This window comes from Streptomyces sp. A01 (assembly GCF_059026195.1).
Genome location: NZ_JBWLKN010000015.1, coordinates 187,797 through 209,292, shown reverse-complemented (window position 1 = coordinate 209,292; position 21,496 = coordinate 187,797). Strand labels below are relative to the sequence as shown.

Annotated in this window: 20 protein-coding genes; 12 read left to right on the top strand and 8 right to left on the bottom strand. The window is 67.6% G+C overall.

Features of this window, described 5'->3' with window-relative positions:
* Positions 1-406: 406 nt before the first annotated feature.
* A complete protein-coding gene (locus tag AC5P1B_RS21760) occupies positions 407-553 on the bottom strand; it encodes a hypothetical protein (protein WP_493888994.1) in 147 nt (48 codons plus the stop codon).
* A gap of 255 nt (positions 554-808) precedes the next feature.
* On the opposite strand from AC5P1B_RS21760, the gene AC5P1B_RS21755 reads away from it, so the two are divergent.
* The 7 genes from AC5P1B_RS21755 to AC5P1B_RS21725 all read left to right on the top strand — a co-directional run bounded on the left by AC5P1B_RS21755 (position 809) and on the right by AC5P1B_RS21725 (position 7,361).
* On the top strand, positions 809-952 hold the full coding sequence (locus tag AC5P1B_RS21755) for a helix-turn-helix domain-containing protein (RefSeq protein WP_493888993.1): 144 nt from the start codon (positions 809-811) through the stop codon (positions 950-952).
* A 110-nt stretch (positions 953-1,062) separates the two neighbouring features.
* Positions 1,063-2,031: an NsdA family TPR-like regulatory protein gene (locus AC5P1B_RS21750; protein ID WP_493888992.1), complete on the top strand. Its 969-nt coding sequence runs from the start codon at positions 1,063-1,065 to the stop codon at positions 2,029-2,031.
* A gap of 193 nt (positions 2,032-2,224) precedes the next feature.
* On the top strand, positions 2,225-3,034 hold the full coding sequence (locus AC5P1B_RS21745; protein ID WP_493888991.1) for a toll/interleukin-1 receptor domain-containing protein: 810 nt from the start codon (positions 2,225-2,227) through the stop codon (positions 3,032-3,034).
* 224 nt (positions 3,035-3,258) lie between these two features.
* Complete coding sequence (locus AC5P1B_RS21740) at positions 3,259-5,010, top strand: hypothetical protein (RefSeq protein WP_493888990.1); 1,752 nt, start codon at positions 3,259-3,261, stop codon at positions 5,008-5,010.
* On the top strand, positions 5,007-6,308 hold the full coding sequence (locus tag AC5P1B_RS21735; protein WP_493888989.1) for a hypothetical protein: 1,302 nt from the start codon (positions 5,007-5,009) through the stop codon (positions 6,306-6,308). Before AC5P1B_RS21740 ends, AC5P1B_RS21735 begins: the two co-directional genes overlap by 4 nt.
* A 2-nt stretch (positions 6,309-6,310) precedes the next feature.
* Positions 6,311-7,096, top strand: coding sequence for a hypothetical protein (locus tag AC5P1B_RS21730; protein ID WP_493889010.1), 786 nt, complete (start codon positions 6,311-6,313; stop codon positions 7,094-7,096).
* 55 nt (positions 7,097-7,151) lie between these two features.
* The gene (locus AC5P1B_RS21725) at positions 7,152-7,361 is read left to right on the top strand and encodes a helix-turn-helix transcriptional regulator (protein WP_493888988.1); all 210 of its coding nucleotides are present in this window, start codon (positions 7,152-7,154) and stop codon (positions 7,359-7,361) included.
* 478 nt (positions 7,362-7,839) lie between these two features.
* Here the strand turns inward: AC5P1B_RS21725 and AC5P1B_RS21720 are convergent, their stop codons facing one another.
* The 3 genes from AC5P1B_RS21720 to AC5P1B_RS21710 all read right to left on the bottom strand — a co-directional run bounded on the left by AC5P1B_RS21720 (position 7,840) and on the right by AC5P1B_RS21710 (position 10,822).
* Positions 7,840-8,262 (bottom strand): PIN domain-containing protein, encoded by a 423-nt coding sequence (locus tag AC5P1B_RS21720; RefSeq protein ID WP_493888987.1) that lies wholly within the window; start codon positions 8,260-8,262, stop codon positions 7,840-7,842.
* Positions 8,259-8,633, bottom strand: a complete 375-nt coding sequence (locus AC5P1B_RS21715; protein WP_493888986.1) for a hypothetical protein — start codon at positions 8,631-8,633, stop codon at positions 8,259-8,261. The genes AC5P1B_RS21720 and AC5P1B_RS21715 overlap by 4 nt, the downstream gene beginning before the upstream one ends.
* A 1,274-nt stretch (positions 8,634-9,907) precedes the next feature.
* On the bottom strand, positions 9,908-10,822 hold the full coding sequence (locus tag AC5P1B_RS21710; protein WP_493888985.1) for a hypothetical protein: 915 nt from the start codon (positions 10,820-10,822) through the stop codon (positions 9,908-9,910).
* 423 nt (positions 10,823-11,245) lie between these two features.
* Here AC5P1B_RS21710 and AC5P1B_RS21705 point away from each other — a divergent pair, with 423 nt between their 5' ends.
* Together AC5P1B_RS21705 and AC5P1B_RS21700 are read left to right on the top strand one after the other, a co-directional pair.
* The gene (locus AC5P1B_RS21705) at positions 11,246-13,606 is read left to right on the top strand and encodes an N-6 DNA methylase (RefSeq protein ID WP_493888984.1); all 2,361 of its coding nucleotides are present in this window, start codon (positions 11,246-11,248) and stop codon (positions 13,604-13,606) included.
* A 15-nt stretch (positions 13,607-13,621) separates the two neighbouring features.
* Positions 13,622-13,849, top strand: coding sequence for a hypothetical protein (locus AC5P1B_RS21700; RefSeq protein ID WP_493888983.1), 228 nt, complete (start codon positions 13,622-13,624; stop codon positions 13,847-13,849).
* A gap of 296 nt (positions 13,850-14,145) precedes the next feature.
* On the opposite strand, the gene AC5P1B_RS21695 is transcribed toward AC5P1B_RS21700, so the two are convergent.
* The gene (locus AC5P1B_RS21695; protein ID WP_493888982.1) at positions 14,146-15,381 is read right to left on the bottom strand and encodes an SWIM zinc finger family protein; all 1,236 of its coding nucleotides are present in this window, start codon (positions 15,379-15,381) and stop codon (positions 14,146-14,148) included.
* Positions 15,378-18,191 carry an SCO1167/SCO6262 family helicase gene (locus AC5P1B_RS21690; protein ID WP_493889009.1) on the bottom strand — a complete coding sequence of 938 codons (2,814 nt, stop codon included), beginning with the start codon at positions 18,189-18,191 and terminating at the stop codon, positions 15,378-15,380. The genes AC5P1B_RS21695 and AC5P1B_RS21690 overlap by 4 nt, the downstream gene beginning before the upstream one ends.
* A gap of 249 nt (positions 18,192-18,440) precedes the next feature.
* On the opposite strand from AC5P1B_RS21690, the gene AC5P1B_RS21685 reads away from it, so the two are divergent.
* The 3 genes from AC5P1B_RS21685 (at position 18,441) to AC5P1B_RS21675 (ending at position 19,528) form a co-directional block, all read left to right on the top strand.
* Positions 18,441-18,752 carry a hypothetical protein gene (locus AC5P1B_RS21685; RefSeq protein ID WP_493888981.1) on the top strand — a complete coding sequence of 104 codons (312 nt, stop codon included), beginning with the start codon at positions 18,441-18,443 and terminating at the stop codon, positions 18,750-18,752.
* 129 nt (positions 18,753-18,881) lie between these two features.
* Positions 18,882-19,130, top strand: a complete 249-nt coding sequence (locus tag AC5P1B_RS21680; RefSeq protein WP_493888980.1) for a hypothetical protein — start codon at positions 18,882-18,884, stop codon at positions 19,128-19,130.
* On the top strand, positions 19,127-19,528 hold the full coding sequence (locus tag AC5P1B_RS21675) for a DNA-binding protein (RefSeq protein ID WP_493888979.1): 402 nt from the start codon (positions 19,127-19,129) through the stop codon (positions 19,526-19,528). Before AC5P1B_RS21680 ends, AC5P1B_RS21675 begins: the two co-directional genes overlap by 4 nt.
* Before the next feature lie 426 nt (positions 19,529-19,954).
* On the opposite strand, the gene AC5P1B_RS21670 is transcribed toward AC5P1B_RS21675, so the two are convergent.
* Together AC5P1B_RS21670 and AC5P1B_RS21665 are read right to left on the bottom strand one after the other, a co-directional pair.
* Positions 19,955-20,518, bottom strand: a complete 564-nt coding sequence (locus AC5P1B_RS21670; RefSeq protein WP_493888978.1) for a hypothetical protein — start codon at positions 20,516-20,518, stop codon at positions 19,955-19,957.
* A 93-nt stretch (positions 20,519-20,611) separates the two neighbouring features.
* Positions 20,612-21,349, bottom strand: coding sequence for a hypothetical protein (locus AC5P1B_RS21665; RefSeq protein WP_493888977.1), 738 nt, complete (start codon positions 21,347-21,349; stop codon positions 20,612-20,614).
* Positions 21,350-21,496 lie beyond the last annotated feature (147 nt).

The following is a 21,496-nucleotide window of genomic DNA, read 5'->3' as shown; positions in this document are numbered from 1 at the left end:
GCGCCGCTGTCGCGGCTCCATCGACAGCGGGGAGGCGCTCTGATCGGGGTGGTGCGTGGGGAGAGGGCCTGAATCACCCGGTCCGCTCAGCCCTGTGCCGGATCCGGGACGGAAGGGGAGGCCATGTGTACGTCTCCGTTCACCACGCCTGCCGCGAAAGAGCCGTGGTCGGCCTGGACCCGTACGTTCTCGCCGGTGATGACACCGGGAGCCGGGGACGGTCCGGTGCTGCCAGCGGAGTGATCGCGGACGAGACGCCGCAGACGCTCCGCTGCCGCAACGCGGGCGTCGGCACTCAGCCGCTCCAGTGCGTCGGTGAAGTGGGTCTGCCAGACCAACGCGTGCCTGGCGGCGATGTTCGGGAAGTATGTACCGGGGGCCCGCTGCAGAGCGGCCGCGGTCTCTGTCAGGCGAGCGAGTTCTGTCTGCCCGCCGCCCTGGCGAGCCAGGAGGCTACCTGCTGCCCGAAAGATGTCCAGAGTTTCGCCCCGGCCGTCTCCACGACGGCGATTCCCGCCTCGGCCGCGATGGCGCGCAAGTCTTCCGGCAGCACCTGTCCCCCTTTTGTCGGCTCCTGGCCACGATATCCAGTCGGCTCATCCGACGGGGGCAATTCGCGGGTACTGGGGGCATGCACAACCGGTGTGTGGGATGCCTCGCGTTCCCTAGCACCGTGTACCCGCGCAGAAGGAGGAAACATGAAACTTCTTCTTACCCGACGGAATGAACGTCAGGTCATGCCAGACTCTTCTTCACCGGTCGGGCGAAGGGAAATTCGGCCAACCAGACAAGTGGAGAAGGGTGGGGTATGGACGTCCCGTTACGTTTCGGAGCGGAGTTGCGTCGGTTGCGGGAGGACGCGGGCATGACGCTTCAGCAACTGGCTGACGTCACGAGCTACAGCAGAGGGCACCTCTCGAAATCGAGCGGGGGACCAACCCGCCCACCATGAACCTGGCTCAGCGTTGTGACGCCCACTTCCGTGCTGGCGGACGACTGCGCAGGGCGTACTCCGCTGAGGTGAAGTCCTCTGGGAGCAAGTCGAAGCCGGCGCGCCGCCAGGTGGTCGTCACGGGGGTAGGTTCCCTGCTCGCCGCCGGTCTGGTCGACGGGGGAAAGAACGCTTACGTCAGCGACAGGGAACTGCCGCTGGGGGCGCTGTACCAGGACCAGCTGCACCAGATGAAGCTGTTGGGGCAGAACCTGGCTCCCGCCGCGATGTTGCCTGTTCTGCGCTCGCAGGTATCGAACGTGATCGCGCTGGCTACCCGGAGCACAGGCCCTTCCCGGGACGGCCTGCTGGTCGCAGCGTCCCGATTCGCCGAGTACATCGGGTGGATGGCCCAGGAAAGCGGCGACGAGCCCATGGCACTGAATGCCACGGCTGAGGCGGTCGAACTGGCGCGGGCCGGCGGTGACGAGCACCTTGCGGATTATGCGCTGGTCCGTCGCGCGCTCGTCACGTACTACAACGGAGACGCGTCCCGGACCGTCGTGCTCGCCCAGCAGGCTCAGCGCAGCGGTGCGCCTCCCCGAGTCAGGGGCCTCGCGGCCCAGCGCGAGGCTCAGGGACATGCGCTCCTCGGCGACGAACGGGCCTGCGGACGAGCTCTGGACCGGGCCCGCGATCTGCTCGCGGTGGCGGAAGACCCCTCCGGCAATCCGGCGGTGGGCACGATGCAACTCCTCGGCCCCGTCTCGATGGTGACCGGCTGGTGCCTGTATGACCTGGGCCGTCCCCGGGAGGCGGCGGACGTTTTGGAACGCGAGTGCCGCCGCATTGCACCGCACGCCCTGAACACCCGTATGCGGTACGGGCTGCGATGGGCCCTGTCGCTGGCCGCGGCAGGTGAGGTCGAGAGTTCCTGTGAGACGGCTCGCGAGCTGCTCGCCTTCATGTCCGTCACCCCCTCCGCCACCGTGCGCACGGACGTGCTTCGACTGGACCGTGAATGGTCACGGTTTCGTGGAAATGCGGTGGTGCGCGGCCTGCGGCCCGCACTCGCCAATGTATTGAACTCCGTTAACTAACGCCTAATTCTCGCCACGCCTATCGGCTGCATGTCGCAGTGCCTCCCTGTCCACCAGGCCAGGAATCCTCCTCGCTCGGCGGCTATTTCTCATGCACTCCGCCGCGGTAAGGCCGACCGGCATTCCGTATCCCGGCGGTTGGCTGTCGAACCTTCTTCACCCTGGGCGCCCATCACGCAGAACGGAAACCCGCATGCCTCTGATCTTTGTGAACTACCGGACCGACGACGAGCAAGCCACCGCCACGCTCGTGGACAGGGAGCTTTCCAGGGTATTCGGCAATGAGAACGTCTTCCGGGCGAGCAAATCCATCCGGCCGGGAAGCCGGTTTCCCCAGGAACTGCTCACCGCCGTCCGGCGCAGCAGTGTGCTGCTGGCCGTGATCGGCCCCCGCTGGCTGACGGCAGGAGGCTCCGAGGGCCGGAGCCGTCTGGAGGACGAGAGCGACTGGACGCGACGGGAGATCCAGGAAGCACTGGAGACCGGAGCCGTCATCATCCCTCTTCTGGTCGATGGGGCGAAGCGGCTGGGAAACGAGGATCTTCCTGCGGAGATCGGGGATCTCGCCGACTGCCAGTACCGTCGGCTCAACCACCGCAACGCCGATGCCGATCTGACGGGGCTGGCCGACGATCTCGTGAGGCTGTTGCCCGATCTCGCCGCCGCCGCCCGGAGCAACGGCTATCGGTCGCCCTCGGCCACGTCGGACGACGACCGGGGCGGGGACCCGGAAGGGTCCGGGGACGCCCAGGTGCGGGCGAGGGTGATCAAGCACCGTCAGCGCGGCGGCATCGGAAACCTCAACGGTGACTTCTCCGGGACCTTCGTCAGTGAGGCCCAGGGCCCCGTCCACACCGGGAGTGGGCACCTGTACCAGGCGCGTGAGCAGTACCTGGGCTCGCGGATCTCCAGCGACGGCGGTGCTGTGAACTACGTGGCCGACAACCACGGAGACGTCCAGCAGGGGGACCGGAACGGACATCCCCTGGACGGGCAGCGTTGACCGGCCCGGGCGGCACGTCGGTCAACAACCCGCAGGGTCCCCTGCACAGCGGGGGAGGAAACCAGTACAACTACCACTGGTCGATCGGGAACGAAGAACCGCTGGTCAGGTCCGGTGTCGACCGGCTGGAGATTGTCCGGGAGCACCGGCTTCGGCTCGCCAGGTGCTTCGTACGCCCACGCGGTTACGGCCGGGCAGTCGATCGGCTGACGCAGCCCGGTGCCGTGGTGATCCTGCAGGGCGCACCCGGGTCGGGCCGGCGCGCGGCGGCGACGATGTTGCTGGAGGAGGCATCGGCACCCGGCGGCCGGATCGAGGAACTGCAGTCGAACCCGGAGGAGGGCGTCCCCGAACCGTCGCCCGTCGACCACTACCTGCTGGACCTCTCCCGCGTCGGCGAGAATGACTACTCGGCTGCGCAGCGCACCCTCATGATGTACCGGTCGCTCGTCGAGAAGCACGGCGCCCGTATGGTCGCCGTCTTCCCGGTCGGCTTGGAATGGATGCTGGATGCGGAGCTCGCACCGCTGGCGGTGGTCATCGGACGGCCTCGCGGACGGGCCGTTTTGAGCAGGCATCTGCGCGTACAGGGCGTGCGGTTCGAGTACGAGCAACTGGGCACGGACGAGCTGACCCATATGTTCGCCGCGGCTCCGATGCGGGAGCTCGACCGCCTGGCGGAACTGGTGGCGCAAGCCCGAGACAGCGCCCGGTACGGCACGGACTTCACCCACTGGCGAGACGAGGCCGTGGCCGCTGCGACGAACTGGTCGCAGCAGGTGGCACAGCAGTTGCGGGAGCATCGGGGCGGCCCGGAGCGGGCGCTGCTGCTGGCGGCCGCCATGATGAGCGGCACGGCGGCGGACACAGTCATGGGCGCCGCGAGCCAGCTGCTGGAACTCGTGCGGCACCCGAGGGACGAGACGCCAAGGCTGGCGCAGGAGGGTCTGGGGGAGCAGTTTGAGAAGCTGTCTATCGTAAGGAAAGCCGACGGGCGGATTCGCTTCGGAGGGCTCGCCTACGACGGTGCGGTCCGACGGCACTTCTGGGAAAACTTTCCCGACCTTCGCTCGGGCTTCCGGGACTGGGTGGAGCAGTGCACGGCACTCCCGGAACTGGGCCCGGAGGACCGTGGGCGTCTCGTCGGCCGATTCGCCGAACAGGCGCTCTCATCCGGCCGGCCCGACGACCTATGCGTACTTGTCGAGAAGTGGACCCAGCCCTCGGCAGGAGGCAGGCTGAGCGCTGCGGCCGCGACGACGCTGGAACTGGGCCTCAGCCATGAACAGTACGGCTCCCGCTTCCGTTCCCGCGTCTACCAATGGGCGACGGCAGCGCACCTTAAGCCCGATCTCGCACGCGTACTGATCGGCGTCTGTCGGCACGTCATCGCCGTCACCCACCCGGAACAGGCCATGGTCAGGCTCCGCCACCTCGCACTGCGCCGGGAGATTCCCGAGGCACTGACGCAAGAGGCGCGTTCGGCTCTGCTGCAACTGACCCGCAAGAGCTGCCGATTGTACGCGCGTTCGGTACTGCCACTGTTGCCAGGGGCGAGGTCGGAGAGCGGGAGCCTTGACGTCCTCCTGGCTCTGCTGGACCCGGTAGATCTGGCGATCGAGCCTCCCTGGCCGGAGTTCACGCTGGCATGGCGGGCGGTCATGGGAGGAAGGTCAGCCGCTGCCTGGTGCCCGGTCGTAGAGCGCTGGCTCACCCTGCTGGCGCGGCGGGAAGCGAGCGACCGGATTCTCGGCGCTCTGCTGCTGGCGGCCTCGGGCGACCGGGATCTGCTGAATCAGCTCTACGTGACCACAAGTGACTGGGCCGACTCGCAGGCCACCGAAGCCGTCGGGCAGGCGCGACGCCAAGACAGGATGCGGACCGCAGAGGCGTTTTGCCGGAAAATCGACCTTGCACAAGGAGTCGGGGGCGTCTCCTTCGGCCCGTGTGCACGAGGTACCAGGGAAGGAAGATGAATAGCCATCACGTCACCCGCCTCCTGGCTGCCGGCCTTCTGATCGCTGTGCTGACGATGGGAGCTGCGCTCGACTGGCCGATCTGGATGTGGTTTCTGCTTCCGGCGCTCTGCGCCGGCGCCCTCCTGATCGACATGCGGATACCGCGCCCCGCGAGAGGGCGTTCCGCCCAGGCTTCCGAGCCGGGCGATGCAGCGCCGGAGCGCCCCGCCGAGAGCCCCTACCAGGAGACCTCGGTGGTGGTGGTGCCGGTCGAGAGCGTCGTCGCGGACTGCCCGTTCCTGTTCTCGGCAGCCGTTTGGTGGCGGCGCGCCGATGAGGGTGCGTCTTGGTCGCACGGCAACCCCGCTGCCCTGGCATCGACGTCCGTCCTGGGACGCGTACAGCAGATGACCTCTACGGAACACCCCAACCGGTGCACGTTCCTGGAGCATTCCATGGAGGGCGTACTGGGGGTGCCTGCTCCCGACGATGAGGGACTGGTGGTCGCCTTCGCCACGGACATCCGGCTCGTCCTGCGGCAGAAGGACCAGGAGTATCTCGACGAACTGGATGGACTGCGCAAAGCCGTGGGTACCTGGGAGAGCCGTCGGCAGCACGAGCGCAATGTCCGCGAGTACCTCGGCGATGACGTTCTGCAGAGTCCCGGCAGCGCGGTGGTGTGGTGGATGGCCCGCCACGACGATCAGATCGAACGCGCGGTGGACATGATCGCCCCTCTGACGGTCCTGTCTGCCGCTGCCAACGACGAGGAGATTCCGGAGGCGTACCGCGACCTGTTCCAGACCGAGGGCGACCCGACGGCCGGATTCGACCACCCGGAGGCGATCGGTGAGGAGACTGCGCCGGGCGGTGACTCCAGTCGGCCGACGGCGGGACAGCAGCCCTCGATGAGCGATCAACTGTCCGGATGGATGGAGAGTATGGGGATTGACGAGGGGTCTGTCGAAGGCGTGGCGTTCCTGCACCGCCTCGCGCAGATGTCGGATGCGGCCGGCCGGCCGGAGGCTGCGGAGAACATCCGCAGGAAAGTGCGCGGGGAGGGGCGAGAGAAAGTACCGACCGCTGCTGGCCCCTTCGAGGACTGCACGCCGGATCCGCCGTCGGCTGCCGGTAGTGCCTACACGCCGCCTTCGTATGAGGGCGGGCCGGACGGCTACCGGACCGACGGGGCCCAGCCACCCCGAACCGAAGGCTGGCAGGTCACGGCGGAGGGCCTGGTATCCGAAGCGGACGCGGGCCCCGAAGGACCGGGGCAGGACGACCCATGCCCGGACCGTGAAGGGGGCGAGCGGTGAGCATGTCCCCGGCACACGATGTCTTCGCCCGCATCTGCCGATCCGTCGAGGATCGGTACGCCGACACAGCGCTGCCGTGCGGGCGTACTGCCCGGCGCTCCACACCGCTCTGTGGCGTAGACGGGATCACGCTGGATGGCCTGATGGCTCGCGCCGTCCGCGGCGAACCGGGGTGCCCCGAACGAGCCGCCGCTTGGCGGCACGTCGCCCGCCACCTGCGCGAGGAGGCAGCGGATGGAAGTGAACGGGACTGGACACTGATCACTGTATGGCTGCTCACGCCCCGTTTGCGGGGAGCAGCGTACGCGATCGCGCGCCGTACGGGCGCCGAGCGGGCTGATGTCTGCTCCACCCTGTTGCAGGGGGCATTGGAAGCCGCACGGGCCATCGAGAAAGTGGATGCAACGCAGATCGAGCAGCACCTGGTTGATGCGGCGTTCGCCGTCGGGTGGCAGACCGGTCGGCGCAGGCCGAAGGAGACGCCCGTCGAGGAAGTCTGGGAACGGGACTTGGCGGAGGAGAGGGTGCTGCAGCCGTTGACCGCCACGCTTGGCGAGGTCGTACGCGTCGACGCGATGTCCGGTGCACTCGCTCAGCGGGCACAGGGTGAACGGCTGGGTTCGCTGGCGTACCGCATGGGCCTCCTGGCGCACGTGCGTCAGGTGCGCCGACACAGCCGGTTCCGACAACGTCAACCGCGTGCCGGTGTCCACCAGACGCCGGGCGAGTCGAGCGGACAGCCTTGTCTGTTCGAGATTCGGGGGTCTGCCGATGAAGCGCCATCGTGACGAGTCCGTGGCTTTCTCAGCGGTATTCGGACTTCCCGCAGAGGTTGGGCTGCGCATGGCTGCAGAGGCGTTGAACCTGAGCCCGACCACCGCGTATCGGCAGGTCAGAAACGGTGACTTTCCCTGCCCGGTGCGGAGGGCCGGGCGACGGTACGTGGTGCGGCTTTCGGATCTGATGCGTGAACTCGGCATCCAGGAAGTGCGGGTGCGCCACGACGACATCGAAGCGGGGGCACGGTTCGCCGGCGGGGAGGTCGACACCTGAGGCGGAACAACGGGAACTAAGGGGAGGGGCCGGAGCGGCGTGCGGGTGGCTGTTGGTGAGGCCGCCCGCCTTTCCGCCCCCGGCATTAGGTACCTGCCCGATGCGCGCTGCGCTGAGCGCGCGCCCGGCCGAGGGAGAGCAGAAGAATCACCGGCCCTGATGATCAATCCGTCCCGGTCGGGCTGCGGCGGGGCAGCGCCCTAAGCATGGCTCCCCGTGCTGGCGACGCGTCACTCCGCAACGTCGAAGGGCCCCACCGCAAGCGGTGGGGCCCTTCGAGTCGTGCCCGGTGAGGCACTGGCGGAGGATACGAGATTCGAACTCGTGAGGGGTTGCCCCCAACACGCTTCCGAAGTCTTCGTCTGGAGGTTCTGAGGCATCCAGAAACGTTCTGACCTGCAGTGCAGCTCACTCGGTCGGGGCATCTGAACGGTGATGTACGCCAGTGAATGCAACCGGAACTGCAACTACCGCTGACCTATTTGCCGTACTCCGGGCCATACCACTGCAGGGCTTGCGCAGTCACTGCGGCGATGCACTCGAAGTCGTGATCGCGATGGAGCAGGGTGAGCCCCTGCAGCTCAGCTGTCGCGGTGACGACGAGGTCGACCGCTCCCGTACTTCGGTGTCTCCTCTGTCTGGTGAGGGCTTCCTGTACATGCCAGCCACGGCCGTAGGCGCGGTCGTCGACGGGAACCCAGCCGAAGATCAGCCGCATGTCCTCGATGCCGCGCGCCCGGTTGGCGGCCGACCGGGCGCTGTGGAAGAACTCAAGCTCGGTGATGGGGCAGGTCGCGATGAGTCCGGCCGCGGCGGCCTGTTCCCGGCCGTACTGCTCTGCGTCCTCGCGCATGAACTGTGCGAGCGTGCTGGTGTCGATCGGGAACTGGGCCGCGTTCACCGGCGGTAGTTCGCCTCGTTCTCGAACAGCTCCAGATCACCCGAGGTGGCGATGTACTCGACCGTGATGGCCGCACCGGTGTCGATGGCGTGGGCAACCTGGCAGATGTCGCTGTACGACAGATGTTTCGCCTCCCCGGCGACGATCTCCTCGGTGTTCGTCGCGAAAGGCACCCCGGTGCCGATCGGGTCGGGTTCCGGCGCGGTCGGCGGGGCCTTGAGCAGCCGGTCGGCCAGCGCGTCGATGCCGGCGCCGCCGGACGTGTTCGCGGTGCGGATAGCGGCGGTTCGGGGACCGCGCCGCCCTACGTTCCTTCGCGGAGGAGGGACGGCAGCGGCGGCCCTCTGTGGCAGGCGCTCTTCGATGCGCACCGTTCCCCCGGCGGTTTCGGCGACCGGGGCGCAACCCGCGGCGCGCAGTGCGGCGAGCGCCGCTGCGGGTGGACTACCGCTGACCAGGACCGTCGGGGCGAGCTCGGACAGGCTGCGGTGGGCGGCCAGTTCGGCCAGGAGTGCGGGTTCGTCGCTGTGACACAGGCCGCGGGGGCGATGCGCACCCGTCCGTGGCCTCGTGCGGTGTCGGCGATGAGATAGGTCAGCGGCTGCGGCAATGCCGCCGTGGCGGAGCAGGCTGCCAGGTCGGCTGTGATGTCGTCCGGCGGATGATGCCGGCGCTGAACCGCCAGACCGACGCCGTGCCGCTGGTCTCCCGGTCGGCCGCCGAATCCAGGAGCGCGGTGAGCAGCCCGTGGCGGGCTTGCAGACAGCCGCTGCAGGGAGGCGCACAAGAACAGATCCCGGGATATCACCTTGCTGCCCTGCCCTGCCCTGCCCTGCCCCGCCCCGGGGCGTGCCGGGTCGTGCCCGACGCGACGAGTCGGCGGCAGAAGATCTGCCATGCCGAAGATCCGAGCCGCGATCACCCTTGTCAGGCACTGCCCTGGCTCGTCCGTCGAGCCTGGCGAAGTAGCAGCAGAGGAATGGTCCACCTTGGGCAACGAAAGCATTCGTCGATTTTCTATGCTCTGCCGACATGAGAGGCTCCGTCCTCCACATCATCGGGATGCACGATGGAGTCCTGGATGCCCAAGATGCGCATAAGCGGCTTGACCGAAATGACTCGTCTATTGCCAATCCAGAGTACTCCGAACTCGAAGACGCCTGCGCTGGTGAGGGCGGAGCGATTTCCCTGCCCCGTCATGAAAGTACGCGGAAATTACGTGGCTGCTGTCGTGGATGTGATGGCAGTTATGGGAATCGAGGATCCTGCCGTGCGGACCGACGACCCCCTGAAAGGGGCCGGATTGGCGAAACGGTGGGACTGAGCCGGTCGCTTGCTTCTTCGTGTGCGGCAACGCCAGGAGGCGGGACCGTCTCAACGGTCCCGCCTCCTGGGAGGGGTTGCCCAACACGCTTTCCAACTGTTCGTCCGGGTGTTCAGTGACGGGTGTCCGGGACCATCCTCCCCAGGTCGTCCACGTCCGGCGTCAAGACTCGGCTGCCTTCGGCAGATATCTTCAGGTCGATTGAGCTGCAGGTTTCGCAGCTGCTCCACGGACAGTTGAAGGCATCTGGTCTGCCCCAGGTTCCCACAGTGCCATGCTGAACTCAGCACGCGGATCAATCAACCCGTCGGCGAAGCGTTGCTAGTGGTCGGTGACGTGGGGCCAGTTCTGGCTGACGGCCTGTACGTCGATGACACCGGGATAGCGATCTGCGAGGTACTGCTGTTCCATCTCCTCGCCAGTCGCGCGGCTGCGCACCACCTTGACGCCGCCCATCTTCATCTTCTTCAGGGTGCCGATGGTCTCACCTGCGATAAGCGCGTTGAAGGCCTTGATTGCTTGCGCTGACTGTTGGACGCTGTCCCTGCTGATGACGCCCTTGTTCACGTTGAGCATGGTGTTCGTGTAAACGGCCCGGGGATCTTTGCCGACGTACTCGCGACTTGCGTCACCGATGCCTCTGAAGAAGAGCTCGGCGACACGCTCGGGCCACTTTTCCAGGATGACCTGGTGGCTGATGAGCAGTCCCGTGCCGCTGGCATGGCACTGACGTCCCTTCGCGAGCATGTAGTTGATCCGGGATTCCGGGATGGGCCAGGACGCCATGAGGGCGGGAATCTCGTCAGCTGTGAGTTTGCCCGTGGACCAACGCGTCCAGTGCAGGCCCTCGGCTCGATTGCGCAGGATCTTCAACGCCGCACCGTAGTAGTTGGCGTTGTTCTGCACCATGCCAGATGCCTGGGCCACGTGATCGCCCGCAGTCCGTACGCGACCCCCGTCGATAGCGGCGAAGGCGTCCGGTTCGAGGTCATATGTGACCTGTGCGGTGACGGAGATTCCTGTGTCGATGATGGCCTGTGCTCGATGCTGTCCATCGATAAGGCAACCGTGCAAGTCCAGCGCGAAGCCTTGATGGGTTGTCCGGAATTGTCCGGCCTGCAAGATCTCCCGGAACTTCTCGACGTTGTAACTACGCAACGGTACACGGTTGCAGACCCTGTTTCTTACCCAGTTTGTGCAGATGGCAGGCGTGACCGTCATCGTCTCGGTGCGCATGGACGGATATCCCTCCGGTTCCCAAAGAGTGCAGTTGACTTAAACCCGTCTGACTTGTCGCGGAGCATCGCAGCTGTGGGCTGACCCTGAGGCCGACTGATCGAAATACGGCAGGGCTTGGCCGAGAATGGCCACTTTCCTTCCTTCTTTGCTGTCTCGGCTGTCGTGCATGCACCCTGTGAAGCGGGCGAGGCATGGCGTGGCTTTCTGCTAACCCGCGTGTTTGCTGAGGGGGGCAGGTAGCCACAACTTTAGAGATCGAGAGGGGGATTTGTTCGGCTATCGACCAGATTGAAGCCGCAAAGCTCGCCACGGCGGCTTCCGTACAGTCATTGCGCATTCGGCATGCGCAGTGGACGACCAGGCGCTGTATCCCTAGCGTTCTGGACGTCAGCAGAGGCATGGACGAAGGAGCACTGCGCGATGAGGTTAGACAAGCGGGACCCGCTGATTAGCCGTGCGGAACTCGCTGCGCAAGCAGGAGTCGCCCGCCCGACCGTCACCACCTGGGAGAAGCGGCACCGTGACTTTCCCACCCCGGTGCGATCCGGTGGGGCCGAATACTTCCACCTCTCCGAGGTGCTGGATTGGTTGGGCGCGCGTACCGTTCCGCGAAGCCAGCTGGGACCCGGCGAAACGGCGGGGACCACGTACCGGGTCCGGATCTTGAGGCAGCAGGGTTTCGTGCAGGTCCCGACGCAGATTGAGCCCGGAGCGCGGGGCGCAGAAGGAGACCCCGTCGCAGGCAAGGTGCTAGTGAACGAGCTCATGGGCTCGCACGCGGATCGTGTGCGCGGGTCGGCCTCAATGCTGGACTTCCTCAGCCTGATCGTGTCTCTCGTGTTTCTACAGGAGACCGCTCCGGCAGCGTGGCGAGAGGTGGAGGACGCTGCGAAGAAGGGAACGGGCGCGGAGCACATGGCGGAGTTGCTTGCGTGCATCGGTGCCGTCGCTGACAGGGAGCTGCGCCGGCATGGAGTGCCGCCAGGAATGAGGGAGAGCCTGATGCGGCTCGAACCCCGTTCCTACGGGGACCTCGTGGGAGTTGTGAGGCTCGCGGCGAGACTGCCGCGAGGGGCATTCCGTCTCATCCTTGACCAGTACGAGGACTGTGCTGGCTTGCGAAGTGAAGAGTTCTTCACCCCGCGGGGAGTCGTGCGCCTGACCGTCGAACTGGCACTGGAGGCGGGGCAGAAGAACGCATCGATCTACGACCCGTACGTGCGGGGCGGGGAGATGCTGGCCGAAATGGCGGTGCGGCGCGGCACTGTCGGGCCCGGAACCGCACTCCACGGTGAGAGCCCGCGGAGGGACACGTTGCGGTTCGCCGGGATGAACATCGCGTTGCACGGCTCACCAGCGGTCCTTCGCGGCACCCGGGCCATGCCGTGGGCATCCGACGGGGCTCGCTCGGGCTTTGCCGACGTGGTGCTGACGAATCCGCCGTTCAACATGAGCGACACCGCGGGGGCGGAGCGAGTGCACGGCGCCTGGGAGTTCGGCGCGCCGCCCCAGGGCAACGACAACCTGGCCTGGGTACAGCATGCGATGAGGGCACTCAAACCAGGCGGGCGGGCCGTCATGGTGATGCCAGTGAAAGCGGGCAATTCGGTCAATGCTGCCGAACGGGAGATCCGGCGTAACCTGATCGAGCGTGGTGCAATCGAGTGCGTCGTGGCCTTGCCGCCCCGGTTGTTCTCCACTACTCCGGTGCCGGTTGCTCTCTGGTGCCTCCGGCGCGCCGAGACTCCGCGTCCCGAGGTACTCCTGGTGGACGCCCGGCATCTCGGCACCGGGACGGGCAGAAGGAATGTGGTCGACGACGACGGACTCGGTGCCATCCTGGAGGTCGTGAGACCGTGGCTGTTCGGAGCCACGTTGGGCTTGGTCGCACACGGCGAGCCACATCCCCACACGACCTTGGTGCCGCGGGGTGCGTTTGCCGATTCCGGCTACTCCTTGAGCCCCATGGACCACGTTCCGGAGTCTCTGTCTGCTGCCCAGCCCGCTCGCGAGGAATTGATCCGGGCCCACGGGGAGGCCATCCGGCTCGGCCGCCTGGTGCAGGAGGCGGACGCAGATGTCGCTGGCCTCGCCTGGTCCCCGCTCATGGGCGTGCGAGGCGCCCCGGGCCCGTTGCCGCCAGGTTGGATGGAAATACGGCTGGCCGAGCTGTGTGAGATCCAGCCGGGCCCCTCCTACACCCGCCTCGGCAAGTCCGACCGGTCACCGAGGGGCGAAGTGCCTGTGGTCTTCCCCCGTCAGTTGGAGGGCGGGAGGATCTTGTTCCTCGAGCAAGAGTTGGTCTTCCGCGAAAAGGCCCAGGAGCTCGTCAACTTCAGGCTGGTGGCAGGAGACGTCATCTGCGTTCGGACGGGGGAGCTTCGTTCGCCCGCACTGGTGGAGACCGAGCAAGAGGGATGGCTCCTCAGTACCAACCTGGTCCGGTTGCGGGTGCGTGAGGGCGCTGGGGTGGATCCGGGTTTCCTGGTGGACTACCTTTCGCTGCCGCACAGCATGCAGTGGATGCGGAACCGTGCGGAGGCCACCGCCGCCCCTTCGCTGAGCCGTGATGCCCTCGGCCATCTGCCGGTCCGCGTCCCGTCGGTGTCGGAGCAGCAGGAGATCGTCCGAGTGAGCGCGTTGCTGCGCAAGCAGGCTGCGCAGCACCGCGAGTACGCGGACGCCCTCGTCCGGACCCGGGAGGAGCTGCTGAAGCAGCTGATGCTCGGGCCTTCGCCGGATGAGCCGCTCGCCCCCCGTTCGCCCAGCTCCTCTGACTGACGAAAGGACCCTTCCATGGTCACACATCCGTCCCCGGCACGTTCGCGCGTCTGGCTCTTGTGGCTGGGCATCGCCACACTGCTGTCCGTCGTGGCTGCCCTGGCCGTGGCCCTGATCAAGGTGTGGGCCCGGGGCGACATGGCCGATGCGCTCTTGTCCGCCGGTACCGCGTTCGCGACGACCTTCGCCTTATGTCTGGCCGTGCCGGCCGCCATTCTGGCACTGAAGAGCCTCGGCGGCTGACGACGTCCAGGCCGAACGATCCCGCCCACGACGAAGGCCCGGACCGCTTGCACGGTCCGGGCCTTGGTAACGCCAGTGGGCCGGCGGAGGATACGAGTTTCGAACTCGTGAGGGGTTGCCCCCAACACGCTCTCCTAGTCTTCGCCCGACCGTTCCTGAGAGTACGGGAGCGTCCTGACCTGCGGTGCGGCCGGGGCAGGTGGGGCTTCTGGACGGTGCCGTACGCCGGTGAATGCAACCGGAGCCGCAACCACGGAAGTGGAGCAGTGTGAGTGCGTCCAGCCTTCTGCTCGCCCTTACCCGCCGTTCTGCGACCAGGCCGCGGTGAGAGCCGCGACCGGGTTGGCGTCGGGCGGTCCCGCAGGCCACCATTCGCCTCCTTCGTCCTGGAGGTAGGGGTACCAGCGCGCGTCGGGGCCCAGGCGCAGCTGGATGCCATGGCCGGTGAGGGTGAGGCGGTTGCGCCACGCTCTGAGGTGCACGGGGGAGTCGGTCATCTCGGCGAGGGCGGTGATCAGGGTCGTGCGGGCGGCCGCCATCGTCGCTGGGGCGGGGGTGTGGGGCTGTTCGGCGACGGTGACGCCGGTGGGGCCGCCGTGACGCCAGGCACGGGTGAGGCGGGCGACCGCGGTCGGTTTGGCGCCGGTGTTCTGGATCAGATGATGGAACCACTCGGGTCCGGGGCTGCTCGCAGCGATGCGGACCACGTCCTGGTGCTGGGGCAGGTGCAGGCTGGTGGTGTCGCCCGCGAGGATCTGCGCGGCTCGTGCCGCCGCATCGGTCATGAGGTGCTCCAGGTCCGCGGCGGCCAGGCCGGTTGCGGGTGGTGGGGCGACGGGCAGCGCGGCGGTGTGGGGGGCGGGTTCCGGAAGTTCGGGTAGGTGGGGTGTGTGCTCGGTCCAGTGGGCGTACGCGGCGGCCGCCGGGTTACCCGCCGCTGCCGGTGGAGCGGCGGCCTCCTGGGCTGCCGTGCGGCGCGCGCGCAGCTGGGCGAAGATCTCCTCGCGACCGCGGCCGCGCATCGCGAAGAGCACGAACGGATCGGCGTCGATGGTGGCGGCGATGGCGTAGCAGAGCGCTGCGGCGTGCTTGCAGGGGAATCCCCAGTCGGGGCAGGAGCACTCCGGATCGAGTTCGGTGGGCAGTGGGAGCAGGGGGACGCCTGCTTGCCGGGCGTCGTCGACGAGTTCCGCGGGCATCTCGTCGTCGAGGAGCGCTGCGAGATGCCCCGCGCGGGTCGCGATCGTGTCAAGCAGGGTGTCCCACTGGGGGCCGGTGAGGACGGGCAGGTGGACCGAGGAGCGGTACGGGCGCGGGCGGCTGCCCTGGACGGCGGCCTTGACCTGGCCCGAGGCGACGGTGATCGGGCCGACCATGCCTTGACGGGCGTATGTGCGTCCGCGCGACAGACGCCCGGCGTCCAGGGTGGAGTCCTCCAGGGCCGTCACCCATGCCTGGCCCCACCAGGTCGCGGCGAAGGCTCGTTTGCCACGTGTGGGCGTACGGCGCGGGCCGGGTATGGCGGGGCTCATGACTGCCTCCCCAGGGCGACGAGTTCGGCGAGTTCGGTGTCGGACAGTTCGGTCAGGGCGACCTCGCCGGAACCGACGACGGCGTCCGCGAGTGCCCGCTTGGACGCGAGCAATTGCGCCACCTTGTCCTCCACGGTTCCCTCCGCGACGAGCTTGTGCACCTGGACGAGTTTGTCCTGGCCGATGCGGTAGGCGCGGTCGGTGGCCTGGTCCTCGACGGCCGGGTTCCACCAGCGGTCGTAGTGCACGACGTGGGTGGCGCGGGTGAGGTTGAGTCCGGTACCCGCCGCCTTCAACGACAGCAGGAACACCGGTACTTCACCGCGCTGGAAACGGTCCACCATGTCCTCGCGCTGGGCGACGGGGGTGGCGCCGTGCAGGAAGAGGGTGGGGATGCCGCGCTCTGCGAGGTGCCTCTCCAGGAGGGCCGCCATCTGCTTGTACTGGGTGAAGAGCAGCACCGACTCGCCCTCGGCGGTGATCGTGTCCAGGAGTTCGTCGAGCAGGTCGAGCTTGCCGGAACGACCGCGCAAGGGCGTGGACTGGCGCAGGTACTGGGCCGGGTGGTTGCAGATCTGCTTTAGCGCGGTGAGTAGTTTGAGTACCAGGCCGCGCCGGACGATGCCGTCGGCTTCCGCGATCCTCGCCATGGTCTCGCGTACCACCGCCTCGTACAGGCCGGCCTGCTCGGCCGTCAGCGGGGCGACCCGGTCGGTCTCGGTCTTGGGCGGCAGTTCGGGCGCGATGCCGGGGTCGGACTTCTTGCGGCGCAGCAGGAAAGGGCGTACGAGACGGGACAGGCGCTCGGCGGCCTCGGGGTCCTCGCCCGCTTCGATTGCGCGGGCGTGCCGGTCCCGGAAGGCGGTGAGTGTGCCGAGGAGTCCGGGGGTGGTCCAGTCGAGCAGGGCCCACAGTTCGGAGAGGTTGTTCTCCACGGGGGTGCCTGTGAGGGCGACGCGGGCGCGGGCGGGCAGAGCACGCAGTTCGCGGGCGGTGACGGCGTAGGGGTTCTTGACGTGCTGGGCCTCGTCGGCGGCGACGAGCGACCAGGCTGTCTCGGCGAGGACTTCCCGGTCGCGGCGCAGCACGCCGTAGGTGACCAGGACGATCTCGCCGTCGGTCAGGTCCTTGAGGTGGCGGTCGCCGCCGTGGTAGCGGCGTACGGGGACGGACGGCGCGAACCTGGCCGCCTCACGCTGCCAGTTGCCGAGCAGCGAGGCGGGGCAGACGACGAGGGTGGGGCCCGCGGTGGCGGGGCCGGCCTGACGGTGCAGGTGGAGGGCGAGCAGGGTGATGGTCTTGCCCAGGCCCATGTCGTCGGCGAGGCAGCCGCCGAGGCCGAGTTCGCACATGTCGGCCAGCCAGGTCAGGCCCCGCTTCTGGTAGTCGCGCAGGGTGGCCTTGAGAGCAGCGGGCTGCGCGGTGGGAGTGCGGGATCCGGGATCGCGGATACGGGCCACGAGGTCGCCGAGCGTACCGACCGCCGCGCAGGCGACCGGCTGGCCATCCCGCTCTGCCTCGCCGGTGAGCGCGGCGCTCAGCGCCTCCATGGGGGTGAGCGGCTCCATCCGGCGGCGCTTCGCGCGGGCCACCAGCTTCGGGTCAGCGACCACCCACTGGTCACGCAACCGGACGAGAGGGCGGCGCGTCTCGGCGAGAGCGTCCATCTCGGCCTCGGTGAGGGGCTCGCCGCCCAGTGAGATCTGCCAGCGGAAGTCGAGGATCGCATCCGTGTCCAGGAGGCTGCCCGCGCTGGAGCCGGGTGCGGTGCGCTGCCCGATCTCCGCGGTCGCCATGAGCGCCTTGACCAGTTCGCGCGGCCAGTGCACGCCGATACCGACCGCGCGCAGCGTGTCGGTGGCGTCTCCAAGGAGCTCGAAGGCTTCGTCATCGGTCAGCCGGAGCTGGTCGGGAGCGGCGTCGTTGAGCAGCCTCTGCAGTGGGGGCCAGGCGCGGGCGCCACGGCGCAGGGCGAGCAGCGTCTCGGTCTCGGCACGCGGGCCGAGCAGCCGCTCCACCTCGATCGGCTCGCTCCACAGCCGTACGGCCTCGACGACAAGCGTCGGATCCGCCGCGGTGTGCAGTTGCAGGACGGCCCGGAACTGCCTACGCCGCCCCTCGGGTACGTCGACGCGCAGCGAGACGCCGACGTCGGCGGTGAATGCGGCGACGGTTTCCTCGGCCCACTCCCGCAGGGCGGGCACGGCCCGCGTCTCACGCCAGGCGTACGGCAGCGCCCCCATGGCGAGCGGAGCAGCCGGAGTGCGGACCAGGTCGTCGGCGACCGCATCGCAGAACTGGCGTACCAGTGAGGCCGGTTCGGCGATCCGTACCGGCGGAGGACTCGGCTCGGGCAGACAGTGGGCGTGGGGTGGGAAGGCGGCGGCGAGGGCGTTGAGCGTCTGACGCTGGGCGGCGGTGAAGGGACCCGCCTGCCAGGTGTCGTAACCGGCCGGGGTAAGGGTCGGGTGGAGGCGGCCGTCGGCAAGCAGCCGCAGCGCGAACTGGGCGGCCACCTGCCAGGCGGCACCGGAGGGATGCGTCGGCATCGCCCCCGCAAGGGCGGAAACGGCGACGCCGGCGGGAAGTGCGTAACCCTCTACCCAGCGCCGCCGGACCGAGCGGCCGTGCGGCAGCACCAGCTCCACCACATCGGTGTCGACGCCTGCGGGCGTCACGCCGTCTGCGGCAGCCGCCCCGGCGGGCTTCCACAGCAGCAGCCGTCCAAGGCGGGCGGGCTCACCGGGCACGAATACCGCCGCCCAGCCTCCGTCGAGCAGCCCCCTTGCGAGGGCCGCTGCTTCCGGCATGGCCACTGGCGGCGCGTTTCGCGCGCCCGCCCCCGGCTCTCGTACGATGACTCGTGCCACGCTCTTCCGTCCTGCCGCTGACCCAGCTCTCACCCATGGCCTGCTCCTACCGGACCAAACCCCACCAGGTGATGTCACTCACGGGCAAGCGCAGGCCGCGGTTTCACTGCTGGAGACGGTGCCACGGCGGATGCCTCACCTCTGAACGGACGGGTCTTCAACCGTAGGCCGCAGCGCTACGGTGAGGCCATGAGCACCTTGGACCCAGCGGTGCTGGAGGCGTTGATCGAGGAGGCCACCGTCGATGCCTACGGCGAGGGTGAGCAGCTCACGGGCTTCTTCACGATGATCGAGGAGAACCTCGCCGTACCGTTCGCCACGACTGTCCTCGGCGTTGAGGTGAGTGTGGTCGGTGTTGATCTGGTCGAGGACGGACGCGTGCTCGCCCGCTGCACTCGGGGACCGGCTCGACAGAGCATCGGAATTCTGGACCTGCCGCTGCCGGAGCCGGTTCCAGAGGGCTGGCAATGGGTCGAGGCATATCGCCACCGGGCCTGCTGAACCGGCGCGTCGCGTGGTCGCCCAGCATCAGCCCGTGCGCGAGTTGACGGCCGCCCTGGACGACGCCGGCCGGACCGACTGCGGGAAACAGCGAGCACGTAGAGCGCATACCGCAGAATGCTTGCCCCTATGGCCGACACCACTCGCATCACGGTGACGCTGCCCACCGAGCAGGTGGCGGAGCTGAGGAAACTCACGGACAACGTCTCCGGCTACGTGTCCGAAGCGGTCGCCCGGCAGATCCGGCACCAGCTCCTCGTCGTCGATCTGCGCAGCCACAAGGACGAGCACGGTGCCTTCAGCGAAGAGGAGCTGGCCGAGGCGCGGGTACGGATCTTCGGTACGACGCAGGCCACGGGCGGCGCGAGCGCCGCGTGAGCGGGCACATCGAGACTGTTGTCCTGGTCAGCGAAGGGCTGTCTGCCTGGGTGGCGCAGGACCGGAAGATTCTGGCGATGTTCCAGGTGTTCCACGACATGGGCGCAGACCTTGTCGTCAGTGCCAACACCATCGTGGAGATGAGCCACTCCCGGGTGAACCTGCCCGGGCTGCAATGGGCGCTGTCCCGGGTCAAGGTGGAGCCGGTCACGGAGCAAGCGGCCAAGGCGGCGGCACGGCTGCTCAAAGCCACCGGTCTGCACGGGCACAAGTACGCGATCGACGCGACAGTCGTGGAAGCGGCCCTGCGCCAGCCAGGCCCGGTCGCCATCCTCACGTCGGATGTCGATGACATGACTCGGCTGTGTGGCAATAAGGCCCGGATGGTCGGCCTCTGACCGCGGCATCGTCAGATGTCATGACTCTGCCACGCAGTCTGCGTCGGTCACCCCATGGGAGTGCACCCTTCCCGCTTGGCGATATGCCCAAAATGTCGACTGTAAACGCAACCGAAACTGCAACCGACGCACGCTGAAGAGCCGAGCCGCAAATGCGGCTCGGCTCTTCGTTTCGCCTGGTCAGGCGGATGCGGAGGATACGAGATTCGAACTCGCGAGGGGTTGCCCCCAACACGCTTTCCAAATGTTCGTCTGGGGGTTCTGGGGCGTACGGGAGCGTTCTGACCTGTGGTGGAACCGGGGTGGGTGGGGCTTGCGGACGGTGTTGTACGCCGGTGAATGCAACCAGAACTGCAACCAGACCGAGGCCGCTCCGCTCGTGCTTCTCGTGCCCGATTGGCTGCGGTCGTGGGCTACCGGAGGCTTTCAGAAGCGCCAGCGTTCGGGAGTAACATCGTGGTGGGTAAGGAACCTCTCCATGGCGGGCGAGAGCGGAGGCTGGATCTTGAACTCCTTGCCGTAGACCTCTTCCAAGTCCGCCCACGCCTGACTGGCAAGGCCCCGTCCTCGCTCGAAAGGGTGGATCCAGAACCAGTCCAGCCAACGGTCCCCATCCTGGACGCTCAGCCCGGCCGCGCTGGCGGCAATCGGGAATGTCGCCTCCACCCGCTGTGCGTCGAAGAGCACGACCTCAACCGTGGGGTCACTCGCGTACAGGCGACTGTGCTGTGCGACGAAGGGCACAGAGTCAAAGCCAAGCTCTTGCTTGAAGTACTTTCCGAAGGTCTCCACGACCTTGCGCAGGCGCATGTCCTGCGTCGCGGGAATCAGGGCGTGGCCGCGTCGCTTGTCGGCGTACAAGAGAGGAAACATTTCGATGGCATAGCGAGCTCGGCGCCCGTGGGGACCAGGCCAGAAGTTTTTGTACTCCTCCCGGCGTTCGGCCAGGACCGCCTTGCGGTCTTCTGAGGGCAAGTCGTTGATGGACATGACGCCATCCTGCTGAGACCCGGGAGGAACCGGTAGACCCCCTGACCTGACGCAGGACGCCCATTGCTGCCAGCCGTTGAGGGAGATCCTCGGTCAATCGCCGGAGCCTTCGGTTCCGCCGAGCTTCCTGACGATCTCAGCGACCTGCTGCTCCGTCTTGGCCGTGGCCTTCCGCTGTCGCTCCAGTTTCGCCTCAGCTGCCCGAAGCTCGGCAGCTAAGCGCTGCCGCTGGACCTCGCCCTCGGGGTCTTCCGTGGGGCCGATGTGCACGGTCTCGACCACGCCTCGCCGCTTCCCGCAGGTCGGGCACTCCACGACGGCTGTCGAGTAGCGCTGGTGGTCGCGGTGCTGGGTGTGGCGGACCGTGTGGTTGCAGGTGAGTGTGAGGTCCCAGTCGTCCAGATCCCGCTTGTCCGTCTTGTGGGAGAAAAGGATCTTAGCGATTGCCTTCGCCTGCTCCTCACCCGTGGGAGGGGACGGGCAGCAGTGGCCGCAATGCTGGGTGCGGGATCCGCTCACCGTCCAGCGCACAGCTCGGCACTCACCGTGACGCTTCTTGTATCGGGCCTCTGCCGCGTCGTACTCGGCCCGCTCTTCAGGCGTCATCCGCAGCAGCGGTGGCTGGGCGCCGAGGCCGTCGAGAATCGGCTCACCGCAGCCGCGACAGGGATGGCCCGCTTTGAACTCCTCACGGCTCAGGTACGTGCCTTCCCGTTCCCACTGCTCGCGTTTTTCCTCTGTGCGCTGGTCGTCCTCCTCTGCCTGCAGTGCTTCGCTGCGGGCTCTCGCACGGGCTCGCTGCTGTCGCTGCTCCTCCGTCAGCCTGCCCACGGTGACCTCCGCTCTGTTGCTCGCCAGCCCAGTGTGAGAGAGATGGTGCGCAGGCCAGTCGCCTTGACCGTCCTTGGTCTCCGCACGCTTGGAAGTGACTGATCAGGAGAGGCAACTGACCGGATTTGCTCAAGTTGTCGCGGCGCG